Origin of the sequence: Galbibacter sp. PAP.153 (assembly GCF_037029175.1) — a bacterium.
Classification (GTDB): domain Bacteria; phylum Bacteroidota; class Bacteroidia; order Flavobacteriales; family Flavobacteriaceae; genus Galbibacter; species Galbibacter pacificus.
In genome coordinates this window covers 17,207-43,833 of the sequence record NZ_JAZEUN010000004.1, presented here as the reverse complement: position 1 = coordinate 43,833, position 26,627 = coordinate 17,207, and the positions used below count along the sequence as shown (strand labels likewise).

Sequence of the window (26,627 nt, the reverse complement as noted above, 5' to 3'; positions counted from 1 at the left end):
TTTTTTAATATGTATATCCCTTTAGCGCCATTTAATATCCACACCCTATAAAATTTATAATCCATATAAAGTGGCAATTTCTGTTTCAGTTAAGGCCTTGTTGTATATAACAATATCGTCTATAGCTCCTTGATAATAGTTCCCTAATTCTCCCGGCGAAGTTTCTTGGGCTCCGATTTTAAAGTCTTGTCCATTTGATACTTCTTTTGTTACTGTTTTCGACATTTCTTTAGATAAAGTACCGTCCACATACACCTTGGTTAAGCCTCCTTGCCTTACACAAACCAAGAAGTGCCAATTATTATCAGCTACGCCCGTTGGGACTTCCGCAGCACCTACATTTAAAATAGCGCCTCCACCAGAATCCTCAGTTGCAAAACGCAACAGCCTATCACTGGTATTATCTCCCAAACGCAACCATGTTTGATTATCACCTGGACCATTGGCACCACTTTCCTGCCATAACATCATTTTTGTAGTGTTATCGGTTTTAACCCATAACCCAACGCTATAATCTGAAGTCGCAAAATTCATGGCTGCATTATTTGATGCAATAATAGCGCTGCTTCCTGTAAATGTAGCTGTAGTATTCTCCATACCATTTCTGTTTGCACCTGTATAATCTATGGAGCCTGCCACATTGGTAGTTACTGCATTCGGGCCTATATCGTTAGCATTTCCGTTCAAGGGATAAAAGGCTGCCAAACTTTCCCCAGGAATAACCATTATATAATTTTCTTTTTCTACCAGCGACGATTTTTCACTATTCGAGGCCGTCAAAATAACCTTATACCTTCCGGAAGTGTTGTAAACTACCGTTGGATTTTGTTCATTGGATGTTGCTGGAGTCCCGCCTTCAAAAGTCCAGTTCCATGAGGTTGCCGTTCCTACTGAAGTGTCCGTATAAGCAACACTAGCCCCTGTATATGTGTTTGTTTTATCAGCTGTAAAGTTTGCTTCAACAGAAGTTGCGTCGATTATAGCTAAATAATCATTTTTTACGCCTTGACTAGACTTATCTCCATTTGAGGCTGTAAGTTTTACGGTATATGTACCGGGATCTTCAAAGGCCACCGTTGGGTTTTGCTCTTCCGAAATAAATGAAGCCCCGTTTGAAGGGATAAACTCCCATTTCCAGCTATTGGGATTTCCACTGGACATGTCTGTAAATGTTATATTTTCGCCTTCTCTGGCACTGGTCTTATTTGCTTTAAAGTCTACCTGAATTTCAGGTGCGTTAACAACAATAAATTCTTCGTTACTTATAGATGATGATTGCCCGCTACCACTAATATGAAGGGACACGGCATACGTTCCCGAAGCATTAAATGTTACTTCTGGGTTTTGGAGAGAAGATGTAGGAGGTGTTCCCCCTTTAAATGTCCAGTTCCATTTAGAAATATTTCCAATGGACATATCTGTAAATTGAACCGTTTCCCCAGCATTAATGTTTTGAATATCAGCTTTAAAGGCAGCATCCATATTTTTTTCCGCCAAGCTATCGTCATCGCTACAGGAAAAGAATAATGTCAGTAACAGAAAGTAAAGCAACGAGGGTAAATGTACATTTTTCATAATTTAAGGTTTTAGTTGTTTGTTTGATTGGTTATTTTAATTTGTCAAGCGAAAAGGTTTCAAAAGATATTCCGTCATATCGATCGTCTTCGGTCTCGCCAGTTTCATAAAGGATCGCGGCTCTGTAATCTTTGTAATTTGCCAAATCTGAATAGGCTGCGAAACCATTGTGGAGCATTAAAGACTTTGACCAGGTTTGGCCATCGTCGTTACTTAACCGGACTGTCATGTTTTTCCGATCGTTAAAATCAGCAGGATTGGAGAACAACAAAATATTTTCGTCAATAAGGTCTCCCTCAAAACTATACCTGTGTAGGCTTGCCTGTACAATAGGCGTAATTAAAGTATTGTCGAGCCCAAGATAATCCCAGTTTTCCCCGCCATCTTGGCTTATGGCCACTTTTCTTCGTTTATCTCCACTGTTGCTATTCCGCATGTTTAGCATCAGTGACCCATTGGATAACTCGGCAATTTCGCATTCATTGGTTTGGGGTTCTGGAGATATGCCTCCAATTTTCCATGATCCCCCATGGTCATCTGAATAGATAACATGAGAATATCCTTTTCGTTGAGCGTCTATATAATCGCAGCCAACAAGCAGACGCCCTTTATAAGTTCCTTTGGTTACTTGGATACCAGAACCGGGCCCAGTGGCATACCAACGCCAGTTGTTTAATTTTACATCGACAGTAATCTCTTCCGGTTCGCTCCAGGTCAACCCCTGATCGCCTGATCTAATTACATATACCCTTCTGGTATCGATGGAAGTCCCGCTGTTAATGGGACCAATATCATCGTTTCCATTATTCCAAGAAGCCAACAATACTATTTCACCCGTTTCTGCGTCATAAACTGGAGCGGGATTCCCACATGTATTGCCACCATCGTTCCATACCATAATATTTTCAGACCAAGTTGCACCTCCATCGGTAGACCTTTTTACAACCAGATCAATATCTCCGGTATCAGAGCAGTTGTTTTTTCTTGCCTCAGCAAAAGACAACAGCACTTCATCATCTATGTTTAAAAGCGCAGGTATTCTATAACACGAGTACCCTTCCTGTCCTTTTTCATAAATAAAGTTTATCCCATCGCTTCCAGGATACTTGGTACCATCAGAAGAATTATTGTCTTCGTCTACAATTAAACTTCCGCCTGGATCCTCTACGCAATTTGAGAATAATAGTGCCATGCATATAAATATTGAGCACTTCATCATAAACATTCGTGATTTTAGTTTAAGAATTTGTTCCATTTTTAAAACTTTTAGTTTGTATCATTTATCATAAGATCTTTAAGCGGTATTTTTTGAAAGGTCATATCTGCCTGGCTACTTTCATAAAGTACCCCCACATAATCTTTGCCTACATGGGTAATGCAAGAATATCCTCTACCATAACCTTCATCGAGGAGAACCTGCTTTTCTTCTGGCCATGTTTTACCATTATCCACACTGGCCTTTAATGTGATATTGTTCCTGCCTTCTTTGGTATTGGGGTTAGAAAACAATAACACGGAATTGTTGCTATTGTCCTTGTTTAAATTAAATTGATACAATGAAGCCATACATACCGGTTCTGGGAGCGCTTTATGCGAAGAAGAATGCTCTTTCCATGTTTTACCCATATCGTTTGTAATATAGACGGCACGTCCATTGGTTTTGCTTTTATTCTTTCTGTTTCTATTATCCCGCATATTTAGCATTAATACACCTGGAGAAAGCTCGACAACTGCACATTCGGTAGTATTATTATGTGCTGGATTACTGGTTTTCCATGTTTTGCCATTATCTGTACTATAGGTAATGTTAGAGAAAGATACTCCTTGCTCATCCCTTCCCTGTGTTGGAAATACCAAGGTTCCGTCATGCATTGTAATGCCTCTTCCCGGTGCAGGAGCAAAGAGCCACCATCCTTTTTTCTTACACATTTTGGTTATGTTAATGGGCTGACCCCATGTTTTACCGTTATCGTTACTTTTGGAAATAAGGAATTGAGAAGTTTCTTTAATACCAAATCCAGGCTGGGATCCTTTGTTCTTCCATTGATGGTTCCATTCATCATTTTCATCGGTAAGGCCTTCAATCCATTTTCCTTCTTTATTTATAACGCCGTGCATCCATAGTCCGGCCAAGTAAACTGTATTCGTCTTTTTGTCCACAAGTAAAGAGGCGTCACTAATACCATTAAACTTTTCTGGCAGGCCTCCATACTCACCTTTGTCCATGGCAATTATCATTGGTTCCCATGTATTGCCACCATCCAAGCTTCTGCTAATTCCTATATCTATGTCTCCCTGCAAGTCTCTTGACATGTCTCTTCTTACATCATAAGAGGCTAGCAATATTCCATCATTAGTGGTAACCATCCCCGGAATTCGATAGGTGTGTACATTATCATCCCCATGTTTCCTAACTGCCACCCCCATTCTTAATTTTTTTGGGGCTTTAAGTGGTCTAGCGGCAACAAATCCATCCACGGTGGCAACAGACTCGCAATAGGCCATTACTTTATGGGTAATATCAACGTTTTCTTTCAGTGTACACGATAGTAAAAAGTAATTGTGTTCTTTGTTTAGTTTGAAATTTCCTTTGAAGGTAATTTCTTCTGAAAGCTTTTTTAAGGTTGAAAACAACATAGGGTCCTCCCCTATTTTATGCTTTTCTTTTATATGAAAAATACTTGCCGAACTTAAATCGTTTACATCAGTACCTTTTAAATTGATGCTCATTTCTTTTAGAACAGCCGGCTTCAAAGTATCCTTCAGTATAACATCTATCAACAATAATTGATTGACCTCCTTATTCTTCAATACCGGATAAATTTTTTGTTGTTGTTCTACAATAATATTTTCTGGCTTTTCTGTGCAGGAAACAATCATAGCAATAAAGATGGTTGCACAAAGAAATCGTTTGAGTATTATATTATCTTGACACATTTTTATGATTTTTTTATTTAATTGGTCTTTGGTTTTAATATCAAGCTCAAGGCATATCCCAGAAGGTAGCTCAATGCCAAGCCTATGAATGAATAGAGTAAAAAATTAATTTTTGTATAACTGCTTATGTACCATACCGCCACCGCACTTAGCAATACTCCCCATAAAGTACCGGCTGCATTTGCCCTTTTGGTTATAATACCAAGCAAAAACATACCGCCCAGACCACCGGTTATTAGGCCCAGCACACGGTAAAATTGATCCCATAATGATTTTATGTTAGAATTGGCCATCCACAATGCAAAAGCAACCCCAATAGCTCCCATAACCAAAGTTGCGACCCTAGCAATAAGCAACAATTTTAAATCTGGGGTCTTAGGGTAATATTTTTGGTAAAAATCATTGCAAAAAGCAGTGGAAACCGAATTCAAACTACTGCTAATGCTCGACATGGCCGCAGAAAACACTCCGGCTATTAAAAGTCCCGACACCCCTATGGGAAGCTCATTGACTATGTACCATGGAAATATAGAATCGTTAATTTGTATATCTGGAGAAAGCTTTTCGGGCATTTTACTATAAAAAACAAACAGCAAAGTGCCGATTCCAAAAAATATAACCGTTGCAGGCAGGGTAAGTACTGCATTGGTATATAGTGTTTTTCTTGCATTTTTTACACTGCTGCTGGTAAGATAACGCTGCACAATTGTTTGGTCTGTTCCTTGCGTGATCAAAGAAGATGCCAACCCACCGAGAAGCACCACCCATATGGTAGAAGATGTAAAGTTAAAGTCCCAGTCTATAATATTGAATTTATGATCGGCAGAGGCCATATCGATTGCATCTAACAAAGAGGTTTCTGAATGGAAAAGTATCCAGAAAATAACCAAAATACTTCCTCCCATTAAAACAATAACCTGTAGGACGTCTGTCCATATAACAGCTTCAATCCCTCCAAACGTGGTATACGCCATACATAAAAACCCCATAATTAAAATACTGGCTTCTACTGGAATACCCGTTACTATAGAAATAGCCAAAGAAGGAAGAAGCAAAATTATACCTATGCGCCCCAATTGAAAAAGTATAAATGAAATACTGCCCAAGACCCGGGCTGTATAATTAAACCTGACTTCCAGAAACTCATAAGCCGTATTAATTTTTAACTTGTTAAAATAGGGTATAAAATATATTGCAATAACCGGAACAATAAGAATAGCTGCCATATTAAGAAAAAAATAAGACCAATCCGTTAAAAATGATTTTGCAGGTATTGCCATAAATGTCAATGCACTCAATAAAGTCCCAAACACACTTAAACCAGAGGCCCACCAAGGTACCCGGCCACCTCCCTTAAAATAATCATTGGTAGATTTTTGTTTTCGGGAGAAATATAATCCAATAAACAGGGAAATGAGAAGGTAAGCTATAAGTATGCCATAATTAAGTGCTCCAAAAGATTTCGAATGTCTTCCCATTGACAACCGCATTATTTTGGGAGTTCTGATTCCAGGGCGGATTTCACCAGAAACAAAATAAAAATCCCTACCACTTTTAAAAGACAAAGAAGTTACTGGAAAGCTTGCAATGGAATCGTAAACCATCCAACTTTTTGTAATGGTATTGAATGATAATATTTCTGGGCTAAAGCCCGGATGTGTATCTAGAATACCGCTCTTTTTCTTTATTAGCCCTTGTTTTATAACATCATTATCGGTATTGCTAATTTTTGTTTCCAAGGCTTCTAACTCAGAAAACAGCTTCCCGTCATCCCCCCCAAAAAGAAGAATCCCCATGGAACCTATGGGCTGAGCCGAAGCCGCCATTATTGTTTTACTTTCACCATGTACCGTTATAGGTAAAATGCTGTCCCATTTTTGTGTTTTTAAATTGTAAGATGTATATGTGTTGAGTAGTTCTGTACCAGCTCCCTTTTGCAATGATCTGCCGCCAAACACAAATATTTTTTTTGAAAAAGAAGTTTCCTGAACGGCCATACTATGAAAACTCCTTGCAGGTCCGGGCATGCTTTTTAAAACCTTCCATTTTTTATGGGCATTTAAATTTAGCTGATAAAAACCGCCATAACTCTGCCCTTTATTGTCTCCACCGGCAACATATATGCTGTTTTCAACCCTAACTGCCGTAAGATTGGACAAAGGCCGTGGTAAGGGGGGGAAATTTATGATGGATATTTCATCATTTTGATTTAGTTTCACTAAAAAAACCTTAGAAGAGCTACCTTTTTGATTGTTACCTCCTATACATAAAACACCTTCATCAATAGCAATAGAAGCGCCATAGCCTATTGGGGAAGGTAACTTTTTGTCTAGCAATTCCCATTTATTATCCCTTAAAAGATAAATAGAGCTGCTCCAGACTTTTTTTCCTCCCTCCCAAGGTTTTCCCTCTGGAAAATTAGCGCCCCCCATTGCCAATATGCCATTTTGCACCGGGGCACCAAACATTCCCGCATACCCTAAAGAAGGTACGGAAACTGTGGTTGAAGGCAAATTGGGTAAAAATTGATGCTGCAACCCCGTTATGGAATCAAGTTTTTGAGACCTTGCAGGAAAAATATACAATACCATTAACAGTACTGGTAAAACATATTGCAACTTATACTTTTGAAAAATCATCATCATTTAAAAAAAGCTTTTTAATGTTCTTTTATGAGTTTAAAATAATCAAGAGATTCTAAATTCTTTTCCAAGACATTAAATTGATTTGTTGTTAACGGCAATATAGGAGCCTTTGGAGGCCCAAAATTATGCCCGATCATTTGCATAATAGATTTTTGTGCCGCAAGGCCATCAAACTGTAAAAAGACATCTATAAGCTCAACTACTTTAAGGTACGCATCCACTGCCAGTTGATGATTTTCAGTACCATAATTTTTCAATATTGTTTGATAATAGGGAGGCATAAAGTTGTAAGTGCTTCCTATAAAAGTATCGGCACCCATTGACAAGGCAGGTAAAAACAATTCATCGACACCAAAAAACATTTTAAACCTATCTCCGAAATTTTCCTTGCAAATCATGAAATCATCTAATGCAGGAGCGGTATATTTTATACCTCCAAGTTGAGGTATCCGCTTTTCCAATTGTTCAAGGAACAGGTGCATCTTAAAATTTAGGCCTGTTTTACCTGGAATATGATAGTAAATAAAAGGTATTCTATCTTGACAGTCTGCAATTTTCTCCACAGCATAGGTTAGTTGTCCGAGATTGTCAATACTGTAATAAGCTGGAGGCGTTGCAGAAACGGCATCGGCCCCAATTTGAATTGCATGCCGTGTGAGGTCGGCACTTACCTCATAACTGGAATGACTTACATTTACAATTATTGGCACTCTTTTGTTTATTGCCTCGGCATATGCTTCAACTATTTTGTTTCGTTTATCTACTTTTATGGAGAGCCCTTCTCCGGTGCTTCCCATTAAATAAAACCCGTTTATGCCATTATTTATTAATTTATCAACCAGCACAGGTATTTGTTCAAGGTTAATATCACCATTTAAATTGAACGGGCTAAACCCCGCGGCTATCAACCCTTTAAAGTTTAATTTCATTTTTATAATAGTATCAATGTGAAGTTAATCACTGGTTATCTATACAATAGAGGACCTATTAAAATAAGGTCGCTTTTGCCTTTGATAGTTATTGTTATTGATTTTAAGGCAAGGAAATAAATCCCCGCCCTAAAATCTGCTAACTAGGCTACTCTAATTATATCCTTCTGTTTGTTCTATGAGTTCATTCTCGGCCATTACATTTTCATTTACCGGCCATAGAACCGGTATGTTCTTTCCATTAAGGTTAGGAACTTGATTGTATATATTAATTGTTCCCCCCGCATCAAAGCGAACCAAATCCCAATACCGTTTCAATTCTAAAAACAGCTCCCTTCCACGTTCGTCCAGGATTTCTTTTTCTACGGACGCCTTATCGGTTGGGCCATTATACTCCCCAATGTTGGCACGGTTCCTTACAATATTCAAATCGGCAATAGCTCCTGTTGCTTGGTTCAAGGCTGCCTTTGCCTCAGCCCGTAAAAGCAACATATCTGCCCATCTGTATACTATAATATCATTATCATAAAAGGTATCGTTATTAAAATCGGTTCCTTTAAATTTATTTTGACTAATTGAAAGCACATCCGGTTCTGTATCTGCATCATTACCATCCTGAGTAAGGATTGGGATAAAAGTCCTTGTTGCTCTTTGATCATTATCGTTTGTAAATAAATTTATAATAATCTCACTGGGCCTGTAGTTATGCCTTGCATTGAAACTTGTAGAAGTAGGCACATCAGGATTTAAAACAGGGTCTACATTCACATCTCTTGAAGTAACTGTACTAGCGTACATTCCAGCCTGTTCATTATAATCCATAAAAATACTGAATATGACTTCGTTGTTTGCCTTGGTATCAAAAATAGCCCCAAAGTCATCTAGAAGTTCTACCCCTTGTATATTATTTATAGCCGTTATAGCTGCTGTAAAATCGGACTCGCCACCACCTAAAACTTTACCCCTCCATAGACTGGCATCGGCTTTTAAAGCATAGGCTGCAGGCATACTTGCGCTATATTTAGAAACAAAACCTGGGTTGGGGAAATAATTTAATGCCATTTCAATGTCGGTAAAAACAAGGGCAAAAACTTCAGCAACAGGGCTTCTTCCCACTATTTCAGTATTTTGATCCACGGGATAAGTAATCAATGGAACATCGCCCCATATTTTAGCCATCTGAAAGTATATAAAGGCCCTTAAAAAGTAGGCTTCGCCCAAAATTTGACCCTTATCGGCTTCACTATTGAATTCAATATTCTCTGAAGCCGCAATAATAATGTTAACGTTATTGATTAAATTATAATTAACACGCCAATTAGGCCCATTTCCACCATTTAAATTCTGTCCCCAGGAATCTGATACCGAACCTATGAGCCCCACTTCAAAAGAATCCCCTCTATCTTCTCCATACAGGGTTCTGTTATACTCATCTCTTTCACCATCGTAAAGCCCTGTGAGCAACGCCCTTAAATCTCCTTGCGTTTTTGGAAAATTCCCCCCCGTTATACTAGAAGGGACTTCGGCTTCTACGGCACTTTCTATACAAGATTGTAAGCTTACAAGAAGAAAGCAACTAATTAAAATACCATATATAGTTTTCATGTGTCTTTTTTTTAACATTAAAAGGAAACTGTTAATCCTAAAATTATTTGAAAAGGTCTTGGATAAATCCCTTCATCCACACCGTCGTATATTTCTGGTGTTAACCCGTCATAGGCAGTGATATAACCAAGATTGTAACCACTTAGACTTAAGTTGAAATCGGACAGGCCTAAATCCTTGAGCTTGGAATCTTGCAGAGGAAAAGCATAGGATAAGCTAACCTCCCTAAAAGCAACAAAGTCGCCTTTATGGAAGTAAAGCGTATTGTCTACACCGCCATTTCGGCTTCCTATATTGCTGTTTGAAGTTCCCCCCAACCCCCTAACATGGTTCCTGTAGCCGTTATCATAATCAGAAGCATTGTCGTACCTTGGGTATTTAGCAATATCTCCTTGGTTGTGCCAAAAATCATCTCCCAAAACATCGATAGTTGTCATTACGTTATTTCTGGCATTCCCATTGGCCCTTGCGCGCCATTCGTTGGCTATGACATGGCCAAAAGCGTAATCCATGGCTACTCTCAACTGTAAGCCTTTATAATTAAACGTATTAACCATTCCTCCCAACATGTTTGGAGTTTGATATCCTACAAAAACCAAATCCTTTTCATCTATTTTATCATCCCCGTTAACATCGCGCCATATAGCATCACCACCATTTTTAGGGTCCCCAAACTTAGAGCCTGAAACATACATATCTTCCGGGGCATTAGCTGCCTCTTCGTCTGTGGCGTATACCCCAATTAAATCCCATGCCCAAATACCGTATGGTCTTTCGCCTTCTGCCAATCCACCAACTTCCATTTCACCCCCAGTTTCGGGATCGTAGATCACACCCCCCTGAATCCTGTTCTTGGCTCTTTCATTATCGGGTAGTTCAACGACTTTAGTTTTGTTGTATGCATAGTTAAAATCGGTATGCCATGTAAAATTATCCGACTTCAGGATATCCACACCAACTTCAATCTCAATTCCTTCGTTTTGAATACTTCCTAAATTATCCCTAATGGAGCTAAAACCGGTCTGTTGAGGCAATAAGCGGTCTATTAAACGGTCTTCGGTAGTTTTTTTATAATAATCTACCAAAAAATTCAGCCTATTATCAAAAGCTCCTATATCCAGGCCTATATCTATTGTTGTGGTTGTCTCCCATTTTAATTGCGTGTTGGCCAGCTGGGAAAGCAAGGCACCGCCCTGAAAATTATAAGAACGTGTGCCGTATTGGCCCTGTGTATCTTCTATGGTCAATCCGGCAAGGGAACCTGCTTGCCCCCAACTCCCCCTAACTTTGAGCTTACTTATAAAGTCAACTTTCCAAAAAGGCTCTTGATGGACGTTCCATCCCAGAGAGAATGCGGGAAAAAATGCAAATTTGTTTTCCTCGGCAAATTGAGAGGCCCCATCATTCCTGTAACTTGCAGAAACCAAATATTTGCCCATATAATCATAACTTATCCTACCAAAATTGCTAAACAGTATGTTTTCCACAATACTACTGGTAACCCGTTCTTGATCTGTTGCCGATGCATTTATGGTAGCTATTATATCTGTAGGGGCATTAGAACCTTCTCCCTTAATATATTCCCTCCGTTCCTTGGTATAATTAACCCCGAACAAAGCATCGAAATGATGTTCGCCAAAACTTTTTTTATAGTTCAACAATCCATTGAGGAGCAACTGATTGAATCCAGATTCTTCCCGAACCGATGCCCGGTCTGGGATTTCAGGTGAAGCCCTCTCAAAAAAGTTAAACGTAGACTCATCCCTAAAGAATGAAACTGACGGTTTGAAAGAAAATCCTTCAAACATCTCCCATTCGGCACCTAAATTCAATGTTGTTAAATATTGTTTTGATTCTATGTCCTGATAGTACATTTCATGCAACCTATTCCTTGGCGAGCTTCTACTCTCTCCAAGTGCCGGGGTGCCATCATCGTTTAAAAGCCTTAGTGTGTGGGGCAACCTTGAGGATCTATTGATAGAGTTGCGAGCGTCTTGGATCTGGTTGCTCTCTTGATAACTAAAGTTAACGCCGGAATTAATCAAAAAATGATCGCTCACTTCAAAACTTCCGTTGCTAAGGCCGCTAAACCTTTTAAAGCCGGTCCCAAGAAATGTTCCCTGTTGATCCAGATAGCCCAAGCTAACATTATAATTACCAGTTTCACTACCCCCGCTAAAGCCTAAGTTAATGTCATGCACCTCGGCCGTAACAAAAATGAGGTCATCATAATTATTATCCTTGAAGATTAAGGTATTATCACTCACGGGATCATCCATTAATTGATATCCTTGATTTTCAAGTAAATCACTAACATAGGCCTGACCTTCAATAGCAATTAAATTATCTAAATAAGCTAATGTGTTACGATTAAACCCATATTGTCCACGCTGTGTAAGCGTTTGGACCGAATAACCAAAATTTGTATTCTCGAGCCTATCGCCAGGTTTCTCCAAGTTTATCCCCCGCTCTGCCGCAGTTCTTGAAACCCTTATATAATCTTCGGCACTTGTCCAGGGATATGTATTAAGTTGTTGTGCCAATCCCGATTTATAACTTACCCTTACCTGTCCTTTGGTATTCCTTTTACCAGATTTGGTGGTAACGAGAATAATACCATTACCTGCCCTAGCACCATATATAGCGGTAGAAGCAGCATCTTTTAGCACTTGAATCGTTTCAATATCAGAAGCATTCAATCCATTTAAACTAGTTCTATAGACCCCATCAATAATATATAATGGGTTATTTGCCGAGCTATTGGCATTTACCTGTGTACCTCCACGTATATACACCTGTCCGGCGGCGCCCGGTTGCCCAGAATTTACCTGAATGCTCAAGCCGGCCGCCTTACCCTGTAAAGCCTGTATAGCATTTGCCGATGGGTTATTTTCCACTTCTTCAGTTTTAACTTTTGAAACCGAACTGCTTATTAAATTTCTAGATTGCTTACCATACCCAATTACAACCACATCATCCAGTTGTTGAGCATCTAATTGCATTGAGACATTTATGACCTCTTGCTGCTTAACGGGAATTTTTTCGACCTGGAAGCCTATGTATGAAAACACAAGCACATCGGTAGGTTGCACTTGAAGCGTGTAATTCCCATCAAAATCAGAAGTCGTGCCCACCTTTTTTCCCTGGAGTGTAATATTGACCCCAGGCAGTGGTTGATTTCCAGATTCATCAAAAACAGTACCTGTAATAGTTTTTCCATCTTGACCATACATAATAGACGCAATGGTCATAAGTATTAGCAAACACCATGTCTGCCTTTTTTTTTGTGTTAGTTGGTTTATTGATTTCATAATTTTGTATATTGTAGGACAATATTATTGTGCTAATATAGTATTTTATTTTAATTCACAAAAATTAACTGAAAAACTTTATTACATTTGTCCTACAAAACGACAATACCGATTTTAAAAAAATAGTATGAAAGAAGAAAGCAAACCAACCATCAAGCCTGTACAAAAAGAAAGCATGGTAGACCAGGTAGAGAAAAACTTGAGGATATACTTTAAAGACCATGGATTTAAACCTGGTGATGCCCTTCCCACAGAGATGGAATTGGCCGAGAGCATGAATGTGAGCAGAAATGTAATTAGGGAAGCCTTGAGCAGGTTTAGAATGTTAGGACTTATATCTTCAAATAAAAGAAAAGGGATACAATTAATTAAGTTCAATCTTTTTTCGGCCTTAGAACGTGTTCTAGACCCGAGTGTTTTGGATAAATCTACCTTACATGAATTATTTGAACTACGGATTATGCTTGAAATAGGGATGGCCAATGCATTATTTAGAAACGTTACCCCTGACGATATCTTTAAATTAAAGGAGATTATACATTCTTATGAAGGCAATGATGGCTCTAAAAACAAGATTGATTACGAAATTAGCTTCCACTCCTATTTATATAAAGTTTCTAAAAATGAAACGCTATACGGTTTTCAAAAATATTTAAAAATTGTTTTTGATTATGTCTTGGAAATAGAATCCCAAACAGAAATGCATAAAATCCCGCCAAAAAAAGTAAATCATATGCAATTGGTTGAGTGCTTGGAGAATGGCACCGTAAGTGAATTTCAAGAGCTAATGCACCAGCATTTTAGCACTTATTTTGAAATGGATTTTTTTAAAAGGAACCATTAAGTTGAAGTTGTAATATTTATAGATCTCTATGACTCCTGGGATGCTACTTTTATACATAATGGACTGTAATATCATTTTTTCATGTTTCTAAGATATTTGTTTTATACCTCCTGTCCATGAGCAGGACAGCCGCACCATATTTAATACTGAACTCAAAAAAACCGGAACATTATGGAACCCTTTTTGTAAAATATTGGACCAAGGACAGAGAGAAGGCAAACAACATTAATGCGTTTTCCAAATTAAGCTTATACAATGGCGTTGCCTTTGAAAAAGATTCCCTGGTATTTATTTCATCAACAATTGGCGGAAGGTACGAACTCACAAATTCCGATAAGATATATGCCTACCGGGAAAGCCTCATCTCAAACGAAAGAGTAGTTACCCGGCAGGACATTGTTATCTTATGCCAAAAACACTATAAAGACGCCATACAGGATGTTGAAGTTAAAAATGGCATACAAACAAGCTTGGAAAACAATGTAGGCTATACCCCTACCATTGATATTTACATTACCAAAACCCTAAAAAAGAATACTCCGAAATCGAATGGGAATTTCTAAAGGATGACCTTTATTGTTTAATTAAAAATAGGGCTATAAACATTGTGCCCTACAGGATTATCTATAAGTAGATTAAAAATATAGCATACAAAAAAATGATACAAATAACGGTAAAACCGCATCCGTACCATTTTCATGCTAACTAACGCTACAAATTGATTTTTCAACCGTTCTCTTTCCCGTTGATAAAATTATTTATCCGGGTTTCTTTCAATATTGGGTTAGCGCCACTTTCAGCGGCTACCAATGCACCAATACCACAGGCAAAATCCAAGGCACGCTGTGGGTTTTCACCTTCCAACAGTTTGGTAAGCAGCGATGCCAAAAAAGAATCGCCAGCCCCAACGGTATCTTTTACGTTTATTTTGTAACCACTGTTATAATAGTACTTTTCATTATGGAACAACAGTGCTCCGTGCCTTCCTTTTGTTACACAAAAAGAAGTTGCCTTAACCCAGGATTTTATATATTCAAGGTTTTGTTCCAATGAATTATATGGGGATCCCATCATTGCGCCAATTTCAAATAGCTCATCATCATTAAATTTTATAAAATCGGCGCTTTTCATTAATTCTATAAGAATCTCATGACTGTAATAACCTTGTCTCAGGTTTACATCCAATATGTTATATTTAGATTTTGAAAGCAGGTTTATTAAGGATTTTCTGCTCTCCGAATCCCTACATACCAAACTACCGTAGATAAAAGCATCTGCTTGGGTTACGGATTGGAGCATGGATGAGCTCAACGGTATTTTATCCCATGCTACAGGATATTTAATTTCATAACTTGCAGATCCGTTCTTATCCAGATTTACATTTACAACACCCGTAGGAAATTCGGCAGAAACCGCAATGCAATTGGTATTGATCCCTGCCGAATTTAAATATGTTATGATTTCTTTTCCGCGGATGTCTTTGCCCACACTGCTTATCATGGTAGTTTGCACGCCAAAACTCTGAAGTCTCAAAGCTACATTTAGCGGTGCCCCGCCAATTTTCTCGCCATCTGGAAACACATCCCATAGCACCTCACCGAAACAGGTAATTTTCAAATCATTTTTCATTAGAAATAACTATCCTTTTTATCATTTGTACTTTTCTCAAAATTATTTCCAGATACTCTTCAATTCATATACTTCACTTGTAGCATGTATGCTGCCACCTTTTACCGTTAGGTTGATATCTTTATTATTGCCATCTATATTAATATTGACAGGCATAAAGAATACCCCGTTTTGTGCAAAAATTTCCAGTCCGGTTCTATCAACGTATATGGTAAGGTCCAACCCATTGCTTGTTAATGGTAAATGTGCATCAACACCATCGATACTCAACGTTTCTGTTTTTACGTAATAAATTGCTTTTACCCCTTTAATTGAAAGTTCAATCTGGTTGGAAGTTATAGAAGTAAATTTGGTGTGAATTTCCAAAAGGTCGCTTTTAATATTCTTAAACTGAAAAGCTTTCCCGTCATTTATCTCGCTATCTTCAAATATATGGTGCTTTTTTCTTAATTCTTTTAACTCTTCGACCGGCTGACGGGCTATTCTCAATCCATCGGATGTTTCGAGTAGCTTTATTTCCATGGGAATGCTCATGGATTGGTTAAAGTTATTGCCGTCTCCTCCTGTATGCGTTCGCCACCAGCCAATTTCTATTCTACGTCCTTTGGGTTCGTTATTGAAAGTTTGTGCTGCATAAAAATCCCTTCCATGCTGCCCGTTGAGTTTTTCCTGTTCGGGAGTAAATTCTTCACCATCAAATGTGCCAATGGCATATTCGCTATTGGCTCCGGTTAAAATCCACTTCTTAATGTCGGGGTTTCCTTCTACCTCCAACTGATAAAACTCTGGGCATTCAAATAAATAACGGTCATTGTCTATTCCTCCTTTTACAATACTCGATGTTTCCCAGTCTTTTAAGTTGGGCGATGTTAAGAAGTGCATGGTGTGCTGCTTTCCTTCAAGCTCTACATAAACCACCATTACCCATTTTTTTGAGGGCTCGTGCCAAATTACCTTTGGGTCCCTGTTTCCGTCCGTAAACTTTGAAACTACTGGGTTTTTCAATTTTTTAAATTCCCGGCCATCTGTACTGTATGCCAGTCCCTGAATCCAAGATCCTTCAGCAGTATAGAATAAAACCATGGGAACCCTAGAGCCTTTGCCCAAAGTACTTGTATTGTTTTTATCTACAACGGCACTTCCACTGAACATGGTTCCAAAACTATCAGGATATAATGCTTCCCCAACTTCTTTCCAATGCACCAAATCTTTGCTTACCGCATGCCCCCAATGCATATTTCCCCATTCTACGCCATAGGGGTTATGCTGGAAGAACAGGTGATACTCTCCTTTGTAGTACACCAGCCCATTGGGGTCGTTGTTCCAGCCTCTTTTGGGTGAAAAATGAAACTGTGCTCTTTTTTTCTCGTGATACAATGTTTTTGCATCCTTTTCCTTATCGGATTGTTGTATCATTGAAAGCGCTTTGGACATATTTGCTTCTGTTTTAACATCAAGCTTTAATGATTTGCCCTTCCACTCACTAATATCGAGGTATGCATACCAATCGGGGGCTTCATTCGTCAATTCAATATCAAAGGACCTAAGTTGTTCGTTTCCATGGTACAATACCACTTTTTCTCTTTTTACCCCATTTTTAACGGGCAACAACAACCATTTTTTACTTGCCTGAATATTTAAGGGGCTCTGTTGCGACTGACCATTTTGATCATCTTGAGCCATGACAGGCATTGGTAAGGTAGCTATAAATATATATATAAAGAACTTTTTCATCTGTTTAAAAAATTTTGTTTTCTCTGTAATATTATGCATCATTAATAAATCTAATATCCTGTATTTTGTTTGTACACGTTTCTACTAAAGTTAATTTGTGCCAAAGGGATCGGGCAATATTCTTCTAAATTAGGGTCAAAATGCGCCTCTTCATAATAAACCCTCTTTTCTTTTTCCCCTTCATAATATTTATTAAGAACCTCATCGGCTACGCCCCATCTTACAAGGTCAAAGAAACGGTTGCCTTCCATGGCAAATTCCAATCTCCTTTCAAACCGCATTGCTTTTCTGGCAAAATCTTGTGTCCAATTACAGTTTACCCCATCTTCGTATAAGGCCACTTGGGTATTGTTGGCATACCCGTTAATCAAAGTAGTGCTTTGTCCTGCTCTTTGACGAATCTGGTTTACCAGCGGCAGCGCCTCTTTGTGCCTGCCCAATTCAATAAGTGCTTCGGCCCGCATCAATAGAACATCGGCATAACGGATTTCAATTCTATTTTTAGAATTGCCATAAAACGGATCTATGTTTACAAAGCAATCGCAATCGGGGGAAACGTTCTCTTTTAAAGAGGCATAAAACCCATACGTGCTTGGGCTCCTGTTCCAACTTTCTTGATAAATATAAGAATTGTTGTATTTATATGGCAATCCAGGAATGGCCACTGTATGATATAATCTAGGGTCTACCGTAGTTGCATTTAGGTTGTTATAATCTAAGTCTGAATCATTAAAATCATCAAGCAAGGGAAGCCCATCGGAATTAGTTTTGAACGCATTGACCAGGTTCTGGCTCGGTTTTTGAAAATCGCAACATCCAAGACCTTGTGGAGTGGACAGTACATCAGAATAATTCAAACGTCCGTGAAGTGTGTTGTCGTTGTTTGAAAACTGAATAGAAAATACAGATTCGGAGCCGTTTTGGTAACTCCCCGGAAGGAAATTAAAGCCAAAATCATCCTCCAACTGATATTTTCCCACAACCTCATCGGTAGCTTGAATAACTTCTTGCAATTTTTCCTGATTGATATTTACCACATTGTTATTCTCGTCCTGTTCGTAAGCTTGGTACAATCTTACCTTTGCTAAGTAAGCATATGCGGCAGCACTATTTACCCTTCCAACCTGGTCTTGGTTTGCAGGAAGGTTTTCTGCGGCGCTTTCAAAATCTTGTGCTATGGCTTCCCATAATCCATCATTAGAGAGTTCACGGTTGGATATATTTCCATATTCTTCAATTGGGATATCTTCAGTTATATAAGGTACATATTTAAACATTTCCTTCAGCATAAAATAAAAATGTCCTCTTAAAAAATGCATTTCTGCAATTCGGACGTCTTTTAAAGGATAATCACTTTTATCAATCTGGTCTAAAGCATTTAAAGCTTTATTAACTCGGGAAATGGCTATATAAGAGTTGTACCAAAACCGGTCCAGCTCTCCAAAATCGGTCCGAATATTATTGGACACTTCAAAGAAATGAAAAACCTGAATATCGTTTGGCCCGCTCCCACCTTTGTAGGCATCATCAGAACGAACATTTCCATAAGGCCATAAGCTAAAGGGGCTATCGTAATGGTCGTTGCCCAAGGCTGCATATGCAGCAGTAACAAATCCGTCAATATTATCGGGGTTTATCAATTCGTTTTCTTCCAAGACGGCGTTAGGGGTGTTTTCCAAATAATCTGAGCAGGAAGTAGCCAAAACTAAGGTCAAAAGTCCTAAAATACTATAATATATTGTTTTCATCATTCTCATTTTTATTGTTTAGAAAGTAAGGTCCATTCCAAAAGTTACTGTTAATGGCAAAGGATATCCAAAGGCTGCATTCTCGGGATCCACGCCGGTAAAATCTTTGCTATGTACAGTGAAAAGATTTTGTCCACCTGTATACAGCCTTAATTTGCTTATTCCAATACGCTCAATGGTATTTTGCGGTATGGTATACCCAATTTGTAGGTTCCGAAGTTTAAAATAATCGCCCGGCTCTATGTAATATGTCGAAAACCGGGATTCTGCGTTATTGTCTATGGTAGTAAGTGCAGGAATATCAGAATTCGGGTTGCTTGGTGACCAGGCATTAAGCAGCCTTGTTCCCTTATTGGAACCTACATCGTCTACGCTCCAAAAATCGGTTTGGTATTTTCTTGAGTTGATAACATCCACATCGCCAACCCCGTCAAAAAACAAATTAAGATCAAATTGTTTATATCCAAAACTCATATTAAGTCCATAGGTAAAGCTCGGGTTCGGGTTTCCTATCCAATCGCGGTCTAGATCATCGATAACACCATCTGAATTTAAATCTTTGTACCGAATCCTTCCCAAACCTTTCCCTTGTTGCTCGGCAGAATTTTGAAGTTCCTGATCCGTTCTAAAAAGCCCGTCGGTCACATATCCATACATGGAATTAATTGGTCTTCCAAGAATATTATCATCTGTACCATTTCCTCCATAATTGTTTTGAACTTCTATGGGCAAGTATGTTATCTTGTTTCTGTTCAATGCAAAATTTCCGGAAATTTCATAGGTAAAGCCACTAGTATTACCTCCACGATACATAAGTGCCAATTCAACTCCCTTATTTTCCATAGACGCACCATTTACCCAACGGTTACCGCCTTCTCCAATAGCCCCCAAATAAGGTGGTAAAACCAAAATATCTTCGGTTTCTTTATAATAAAAATCCAACGAGCCACTTAAGTGCTGTTCAAAAAATCCAAAATCCAACCCTATATTGGTCTGTGTGGTAGTTTCCCATTTTAGGTCATCGTTCCCTATTTGTATAGACCTAAACCCGGATGGCAACAAACCGCTACCGGTGCCCGAAAAGTCATAAGCAGTACCATAGGATGTTCCCCAAGTTGGATCGCCACCGGCATAATCGGCTATGTACAGTGAGTAAATGGCGTTGTTCCCTATTTCTTGGTTTCCTGTTTGCCCCCATCCCAACCGTAGTTTAAGATCGGATATCATGGTTGCGTTTTTCATAAAGCTTTCGTTGCTTATGCGCCATCCGGCAGAAAATGCCGGGAACGTACCAAAACGGTTGTTCGCACCAAATCGAGAAGAACCATCCCTTCTAATGGTTGCCGAAAATAAATACCGGCTATCAAAATCATATTCTAATTTTCCAAAAAAGGAAACCAAGCTATAGCCGGTAGCCCCCCCTCCAGTAAAAGATTCTCCTGTTCCGGCATCGGGATACATGTATTCTGGGGTTTCCAATAAAAAATCCTGTCTTCTTAAATAGGTATTTTGATATTTTTCCCTATATAATTCCGTACCCGCTAAAAGATTAAACTGATGTTTGTCGAGGGCAAAGTTATATGTGGCCGTGTTGCTCCATGTTATTTTATTGGTTGTATTTTGATCGATGTTCACTGCATTTTGGTCGTTTTTCAAATACCCCGACACATAACTCCTCTGTAGCGTCCTTTGATAAAAACTTCCCTGATCGATCCCAAGATTTGTCTTTACATGAAGGTTTTTAATAGGTTCTACATCTATGTAAACATTCCCGAAGATACGTTGAAACTCCTTGTTGTTATCTTTATTGTATTCCAATAACCTTACAGGGTTTTGGCGGTCGTTCATTCCTCCCACCGGACCACCCCAACCTTGACCGTCTACAGTTCTAACGGGTATAATAGGAAGTGCTTTTAAGGCAGGGTCTAATACACTTGGACTTTCAATCTCGTCTGTTCTGTTAATGGTAAAGTTTTCTCCAATGGTAACCCTGCCGTTTAAAAGCTTATATGAAGAATTCATCCTTGCCGATATTCGGTTGAAGCTAGATTCCTTAATTATACCTTCGTTATCATAATAGCCCAAGGACAAGAGGTAATTTCCTTTTTCAGACCCATTGGAGACCGATAAATTATAAGATTGTGCTATCCCCAGCCTTGATATTTCATCATACCAGTCTGTATTGGCCGATTTTATGGTCTTTTCGGCATCCAAATATTCAGGGATAATGATATTGTTTAGCGTTGGCGTTCCACCGTTTTCGTTCCAATCAAATTGATAGCTTAAGTTATTGGTATTTGGGTCTATACCGTCGTTTATCATGGCCTGCCACAGTACTTGGCCGTATTGATCTGCATCTAGCACTTCCTGTCTATTTGCATATTGAGAAAAAGAAGTATAGTTTTGAAAATTCACGCGCATCTTTCCATTTTTACCTGTTTTTGTGGTAATTACAATAACTCCGTTTGATGCCCGCGAGCCATAAATACTGGCCGAAGCGGCATCTTTCAATACTTGAATAGATTCAATGTCATTGGGATTTAGTTCCTGCATCCCAGACTTGGTAGGCACTCCATCGATTATGTACAAAGGATCTGTGTTATTAAGGGTACCGACCCCTCTAATTAGTACGTTGGTACCTCCTCCGCTCGGGGATCCATCCGAAGTTATTTTTACACCTGCAACCCTGCCTTGCATGGCCTGCATTGGGTTTGCCTGCGGCTGCTTATTCATCTCGGCTATATCAACCACAGAAACCGCTCCTGTAATGTCTGCCTTTTTCTGCGTTGTATATCCCGTAAGCACTACTTCGTCCAGTTGTTGTGCATCAATTTTCATGGCGGCATTGATGGTAGTATTTCCATTTACGGGAATCTCGACCGTGGAAAAACCTATATAGCTTATCACCAGTATGGCATCTGGGTTTACTTCTGAAAGGGAATAATTACCATCAAAATCTGTTACGGCCCCCTTTTGAGTGCCCTTTACGATTACCGTTACCCCGGGTAACGGCATCTGGTCTTCTTCGGCGGTAATAGTACCGCTAACTTCCGTTTGCTGGCTCCAAAGTGAAAAGGAGCACAACAAACAAAAAAACAATAAAGTATAATGCTTCATAAGTTTGAGTTTTAAAGTTTTAGTTTGCTTGTTTTTATATATAATTATTATTGGTTAGCATTTTATTTTTCATATCCGGTTAGATTTTAATTTCGTCTTCAAGGATAGTTCTCCCCCTAAGGCCTCCAAGGATTTCCCTTTGGTTTCGGGCATCAAAAAAAGTACGAACAGGAGTTGCAAAAACATCATAAAGGCAAAGAACAGAAATACATAACCAGCACCAATTGATGTAAACAATACCGGCACCACCGAAGGAACAATGGCCGCCAGCACCCAATGCACGGAAGACCCGAATGCCTGACCAGAGGCCCGTAAATGATTGGGGAAAATCTCAGAAATGAATACCCAAATAACGGCACCCTGCCCAACAGCATGAGATGCTATAAACATGAAAAGGAATATGGGCACCCAAAGGCCTCCCCAATTAAAAAAGAAAGCCGAGGCTACCAATAAGAGAGACACGATATACCCAAAAGAACCGGCGAGCATTAATTGTTTCCTTCCAGCTTTATCTATTAGGAATACCCCAATTAAAGTAAAAATAAGGTTGATGGCCCCTACGCCAATACTACTCAGTAACGAAGCGCTTTGTTCCAATCCGGCTATTTCAAATATGCGGGGGGCATAATAGAGGAAGGCATTGATCCCGGACATTTGATTAAAAAAGGCAATAAAAAAGGCCAACATTAACGGGAAACTATACTTTTTTATGAAAATAGATTCTCCAGTAAATTTGTTTTGACTTGTTGAGTTGACTTCCGTCCACAATTGTTCCACATCCAAATCACTGCCAATGGTCTTCAATATTTTTGAAGCTTCAGCTTTTTTGGATTTAGAAATCAACCAACGTGGACTTTTTGGAATGGCAACCACAAAGAGCATATATAAAAAAGCAGGAATTGCTTCTACCCCTAGCATCCATCGCCAAGGTTGATTTCCTGCTTCTCTTAACAGGTAATTGGACAGAAAGGCCATCAATATTCCCAGCACTATATTAAACTGATATAAAGACACCAAACGTCCACGGCTTTTTGAAGGTGCTATTTCTGATATATAAGTAGGTGCTGCAATTGTAGAAGCGCCTACCCCCAAGCCCCCTATAAACCTAAAAGCCGCAAAAGTAAAGGGACCGTTTGCCAAAGCAGAACCTAATGCAGAAACCAAGTACAATATCCCTATTATGAATAACGTATTTTTTCTTCCGAACTTGTTGGTTGGAATGCCGCCGAATATGGCTCCCACCACTGTTCCCCATAAAGCCATGGCCATTACCACCGATCCATGAAAAGCATCGGTTGTGTTCCATAATTCCTGAAGTTGTTTGTCGGCACCTGAAATAACCACGGTATCAAAACCAAAAAGAAATCCTGCCAGTGCAGCAGTAATTGACCAGCGTATCAATTTATTCATATCATAATTTAAATGTTCGAAAACTAAATTATGATTAAAAAACCGACCTATATTTTAAGGAAAATTCAAAAAGTTCTAAAATTGTTAATCAATAACATATTCATATATAACAATTTTATTTTCAGCAAGTTACTTCATACAACCAATTAAGCCCTACAACGTTGTAGTTTTGATTATGTAACATTACTTTAAAAATTGATACATAAAAATGGTTATCGATAACGTTGAAGTAAAAAAATCGTTTTTAATTCCTATAGCGTTTTGGTGTAATTCCGTATTTATTTTTAAATGCAGTGGAAAAATATCCGGGTGATGAAAAACCTACCCCGTATGCAATTTCAGAAATATGGAGTGAAGAATCCTGTAATAATTCCTGGGCTTTTTCCAAGCGAACGCCATTTATATAATCACTGATAGAAACCCCCAATATGGCCTTGACCTTTCGGTAAAGTTGCACCCTTGATATATGCAATTCCTTAGCCAGTTCTTCGACGGAAAATTCCGGGTTGTTTAAATTTTCGAGCACATACGTATTTATTTTTTTTACAAAGTCCTGCTCGTCTTTGTCAAAACCAACACTTGCAATACTATCCAATTTATTTGTATAATAATACCGCAAACGCTCCCTATTGTATAAAATTGTTTTTAATACCTGTTTAAGAGCATCCATCTGGAAAGGCTTGGTGATATAAAAATCGGCTCCGGCATTCATTGCTTTTATATATGAATCTTCATCGCCCATGGCCGTTAAAACGATAACCGGGATATGTGAAGTTCTAAGGTCTTCTTTTAGTTTTTTGGCCAATTCGAAACCGGAAGTTTCCGGAAGGTTTAAATCGCAAATAACGATATCTGGAATTATATCAAGTGCTTTTTCAATGGCATCGTTTCCTATGGAGATATAGATATTGTAATCGTTTTTTAATTGTTTTACCAGTAAATGGCACAGGTCTGTATTGTCTTCAATAATAAGCAAATCAGAAAAATTATCCTGCACAGATGCGGGCTCAAACAATATACTTTCAGGTTCAGAAGGTTTTAAGTGATTCTCAAATTCTTCAGCAATTTGTATATTATCGGGATATATTTTTATATGTTGAAGGTGTTTATTTCCCTTGGGGATAACAATAATGAATTCTGTTCCCTTTTGTGTATGGATTGCTATGGTTCCTTTGTGCAATTCTATAAATTGTTTGGCAATATATAAGCCCAAGCCAGAGCTAGGCCTATCATTGTTACTTGCTTGTACAAATGGATTAAAGATATTCTGTATGTCTTCTTGGGGAATGCCAATTCCGGTATCTCTTATGCATATTTTCACCTTTTCTTCTTCTTCAAAAATTTCGACCTCTATTTTTCCATGAGCCGGTGTAAACTTCATGGCATTGGAGAGCACGTTAAAGAAAACCTTGTCAAGGGCATTGGTATCCACCCAAAGATAGCATGGGCTCTTGGGGTACTTTACCTTCAATTGAACGGAGTGCTTAACAGCTTCCAGTTTAAAATCGCCAAGTACGTGTTCCATGATTTCTTTTATATCGGATTTTCTTGGCTTTAAAGTAAAAGAATCTGTTTCTAACTTTCTAAAGTCCAATAATTCATTAATAAGCCTTATTAAACGTTTGGAATTGTTTATAATAAGATTCATTTCAAAAGAAGATTGCCCAACAAGGGCCTTATTTTGTTCAAAAATAGTTTCTACCGAACTTGTAATAAGTGTGAGCGGGGTTTTAAATTCATGTGATAAAGCCGTAAAAAAATTAATTTTGCTATCGTTGGATTCTTTTAACTGTTGAGCAAACTTTTTTATTTGGTTACGCTGCGTTTTTATCTTTTCGTTAATTATTTCCAATTTACGCTTGCTGCGGCTAATTTTTACAGCTGAATATATGCTCCATAGTGCCAATGCCAACAATAAAACCAGCAAGCCAATCATTAATTTTATCATGCTGTTTTGCGATTGGTAGGCCTTTACTTGCTCATTGATTACTTGTTGTTGACCTTCTATATCGTTTTGTTGCTCCACAAGTTTATTAAACTGGTTTTGCATCAAATCCACATTTACCGAATCGATTACCACTGTGTTCAACGTATTGTTTTTATGTACAAACTCCCCATTAACTATTTTCACTGCAAGGTCGATTGCTTCTGCTCCACCCGTGGGGTATAAAATGGTAGCCAATAATATTTTGTCCTTTACATATTGTATCCCTCCATTTGGACCATATAACCCATCTACTCCAACAATTTTTACTTTATTTTGAAGGTCATGTTGCTTAAGTACTTCCCAAACTCCCATGGCCATACGGTCATTATGGGCAAATATATAACCAGGGGTCATGCTATCGAGAAGTTTGTCCAAAGGCCCCGTAACCGATGGTTTCTCCCAATCGCCGTGTATGGTGGCCAACAGTTTCACTTTTTCTGATTTCTTTAGTACAGATTCAAACCCTAACTGGCGTTCCCTTGCAGGCGATGAGGCTATATCTCCGGTAATTTGAACGACCGAAGTAAAATCTTTTATTCCCGATAAAATATATTTAGCCGCATCTTTTCCTATATCCATATTATTTGCTCCAATATATGCCGTATAGTTATTGCCATCAATCTTACGGTCAATAATTATGGTGGGGATCCCGGCCTTTAAGGCATTTTCAATAGCAGCGGTTACCGGTTTGGACTTAATGGGGGAAACAATAAGAACGTCCACGCGTTCATCAATAAAGTCATGGATTTGCTGAATTTGACTTTCTACATTATTATTGGCGTTTTTTATTTCCAGTTTTACATGAGGATATAAAGAAGATTGGACCTGCATGCCCTTTTCCATCTCCTTTCTCCAGTTATCCGAGCTCATGGCCTGTGCAAAACCAACCTGAATGTGGTTCTTGGCCTCCTTGGGCCCACAGGAAATACATGTTGATATTAGTAATAAAAAGTAAGGTATGTAACAAGTCCTCATGATAATGCAATAATAACCCAAGTTAACCAAACATAATGTAATTATTAAAATAAATTAATGGAGCATGCTGCATTAAATTTTATATAACGGCCGCTGCTATGGTTTTTTAATCATCCCACAATACTAACTTAAAGGGAGGCCTTAATCTTTTTGTGTTTTACGTTGGGTTATGTCATAAAAC

General features: G+C 38.6%; 15 protein-coding genes. 2 read left to right on the top strand and 13 right to left on the bottom strand.

Going from position 1 to position 26,627, the window contains the following annotated elements; genetic code table 11:
- Nucleotides 1–54: 54 nt before the first annotated feature.
- The 7 genes from UXI14_RS02985 to UXI14_RS02955 all read right to left on the bottom strand — a co-directional run bounded on the left by UXI14_RS02985 (nt 55) and on the right by UXI14_RS02955 (nt 13,002).
- Entirely contained in the window at nt 55–1,575 is a 1,521-nt protein-coding gene (locus UXI14_RS02985) for a PKD domain-containing protein (RefSeq protein WP_335964758.1), read from the bottom strand.
- Between the two features lie 31 nt (nt 1,576–1,606).
- Nucleotides 1,607–2,767 (bottom strand): sialidase family protein, encoded by a 1,161-nt coding sequence (locus UXI14_RS02980; RefSeq protein ID WP_277898349.1) that lies wholly within the window; start codon nt 2,765–2,767, stop codon nt 1,607–1,609.
- Nucleotides 2,768–2,841: 74 nt separating this feature from the next.
- The gene (locus UXI14_RS02975) at nt 2,842–4,512 is read right to left on the bottom strand and encodes an exo-alpha-sialidase (protein WP_335964757.1); all 1,671 of its coding nucleotides are present in this window, start codon (nt 4,510–4,512) and stop codon (nt 2,842–2,844) included.
- A gap of 17 nt (nt 4,513–4,529) precedes the next feature.
- Nucleotides 4,530–7,157 (bottom strand): sodium/solute symporter, encoded by a 2,628-nt coding sequence (locus UXI14_RS02970; protein ID WP_335964756.1) that lies wholly within the window; start codon nt 7,155–7,157, stop codon nt 4,530–4,532.
- 14 nt (nt 7,158–7,171) lie between these two features.
- Nucleotides 7,172–8,086, bottom strand: a complete 915-nt coding sequence (locus tag UXI14_RS02965; protein WP_335964755.1) for a dihydrodipicolinate synthase family protein — start codon at nt 8,084–8,086, stop codon at nt 7,172–7,174.
- Between the two features lie 153 nt (nt 8,087–8,239).
- A complete protein-coding gene (locus UXI14_RS02960; protein WP_335964754.1) occupies nt 8,240–9,691 on the bottom strand; it encodes a RagB/SusD family nutrient uptake outer membrane protein in 1,452 nt (483 codons plus the stop codon).
- A gap of 17 nt (nt 9,692–9,708) precedes the next feature.
- Entirely contained in the window at nt 9,709–13,002 is a 3,294-nt protein-coding gene (locus tag UXI14_RS02955; protein ID WP_335964753.1) for a SusC/RagA family TonB-linked outer membrane protein, read from the bottom strand.
- Between the two features lie 127 nt (nt 13,003–13,129).
- Between UXI14_RS02955 and UXI14_RS02950 the strand changes: the two genes are divergently transcribed.
- The gene (locus UXI14_RS02950) at nt 13,130–13,846 is read left to right on the top strand and encodes a GntR family transcriptional regulator (protein WP_335964752.1); all 717 of its coding nucleotides are present in this window, start codon (nt 13,130–13,132) and stop codon (nt 13,844–13,846) included.
- Nucleotides 13,847–13,962: 116 nt separating this feature from the next.
- Entirely contained in the window at nt 13,963–14,409 is a 447-nt protein-coding gene (locus tag UXI14_RS02945; RefSeq protein WP_335964751.1) for a hypothetical protein, read from the top strand.
- A 163-nt stretch (nt 14,410–14,572) separates the two neighbouring features.
- Here UXI14_RS02945 and UXI14_RS02940 read toward each other — a convergent pair whose 3' ends face one another.
- The 6 genes from UXI14_RS02940 to UXI14_RS02915 form a co-directional block, all read right to left on the bottom strand.
- Entirely contained in the window at nt 14,573–15,475 is a 903-nt protein-coding gene (locus UXI14_RS02940; RefSeq protein ID WP_335964750.1) for a carbohydrate kinase, read from the bottom strand.
- Between the two features lie 42 nt (nt 15,476–15,517).
- Complete coding sequence (locus tag UXI14_RS02935; RefSeq protein ID WP_335964749.1) at nt 15,518–17,209, bottom strand: DUF4980 domain-containing protein; 1,692 nt, start codon at nt 17,207–17,209, stop codon at nt 15,518–15,520.
- 50 nt (nt 17,210–17,259) lie between these two features.
- Nucleotides 17,260–18,957: a RagB/SusD family nutrient uptake outer membrane protein gene (locus UXI14_RS02930; RefSeq protein ID WP_335964748.1), complete on the bottom strand. Its 1,698-nt coding sequence runs from the start codon at nt 18,955–18,957 to the stop codon at nt 17,260–17,262.
- Between the two features lie 18 nt (nt 18,958–18,975).
- Entirely contained in the window at nt 18,976–22,074 is a 3,099-nt protein-coding gene (locus UXI14_RS02925; RefSeq protein ID WP_335964747.1) for a TonB-dependent receptor, read from the bottom strand.
- Between the two features lie 69 nt (nt 22,075–22,143).
- Entirely contained in the window at nt 22,144–23,484 is a 1,341-nt protein-coding gene (locus tag UXI14_RS02920) for a sugar porter family MFS transporter (protein ID WP_335964746.1), read from the bottom strand.
- A 244-nt stretch (nt 23,485–23,728) separates the two neighbouring features.
- Nucleotides 23,729–26,446 carry a substrate-binding domain-containing protein gene (locus UXI14_RS02915; RefSeq protein WP_335964745.1) on the bottom strand — a complete coding sequence of 906 codons (2,718 nt, stop codon included), beginning with the start codon at nt 26,444–26,446 and terminating at the stop codon, nt 23,729–23,731.
- Nucleotides 26,447–26,627: the final 181 nt, after the last annotated feature.

Bases quoted from the DNA above. Each gene is read 5' to 3' on its own strand.
- UXI14_RS02940 (WP_335964750.1), bottom strand. From the start codon at position 15,475: ATGAAAAATGATTTGAAAATTACCTGTTTCGGTGAGGTGCTATGGGAT.
- UXI14_RS02950 (WP_335964752.1), top strand. From the start codon at position 13,130: ATGAAAGAAGAAAGCAAACCAACCATCAAGCCTGTACAAAAAGAAAGC.
- UXI14_RS02980 (WP_277898349.1), bottom strand. From the start codon at position 2,767: ATGGCACTATTATTCTCAAATTGCGTAGAGGATCCAGGCGGAAGTTTA.
- UXI14_RS02925 (WP_335964747.1), bottom strand. From the start codon at position 22,074: ATGAAGCATTATACTTTATTGTTTTTTTGTTTGTTGTGCTCCTTTTCA.
- UXI14_RS02960 (WP_335964754.1), bottom strand. From the start codon at position 9,691: ATGAAAACTATATATGGTATTTTAATTAGTTGCTTTCTTCTTGTAAGC.
- UXI14_RS02975 (WP_335964757.1), bottom strand. From the start codon at position 4,512: ATGTGTCAAGATAATATAATACTCAAACGATTTCTTTGTGCAACCATC.
- UXI14_RS02955 (WP_335964753.1), bottom strand. From the start codon at position 13,002: ATGAAATCAATAAACCAACTAACACAAAAAAAAAGGCAGACATGGTGT.
- UXI14_RS02935 (WP_335964749.1), bottom strand. From the start codon at position 17,209: ATGAAAAAGTTCTTTATATATATATTTATAGCTACCTTACCAATGCCT.
- UXI14_RS02920 (WP_335964746.1), bottom strand. From the start codon at position 23,484: ATGAATAAATTGATACGCTGGTCAATTACTGCTGCACTGGCAGGATTT.
- UXI14_RS02965 (WP_335964755.1), bottom strand. From the start codon at position 8,086: ATGAAATTAAACTTTAAAGGGTTGATAGCCGCGGGGTTTAGCCCGTTC.
- UXI14_RS02930 (WP_335964748.1), bottom strand. From the start codon at position 18,957: ATGAAAACAATATATTATAGTATTTTAGGACTTTTGACCTTAGTTTTG.
- UXI14_RS02985 (WP_335964758.1), bottom strand. From the start codon at position 1,575: ATGAAAAATGTACATTTACCCTCGTTGCTTTACTTTCTGTTACTGACA.
- UXI14_RS02945 (WP_335964751.1), top strand. From the start codon at position 13,963: ATGAGCAGGACAGCCGCACCATATTTAATACTGAACTCAAAAAAACCG.
- UXI14_RS02915 (WP_335964745.1), bottom strand. From the start codon at position 26,446: ATGAGGACTTGTTACATACCTTACTTTTTATTACTAATATCAACATGT.
- UXI14_RS02970 (WP_335964756.1), bottom strand. From the start codon at position 7,157: ATGATGATGATTTTTCAAAAGTATAAGTTGCAATATGTTTTACCAGTA.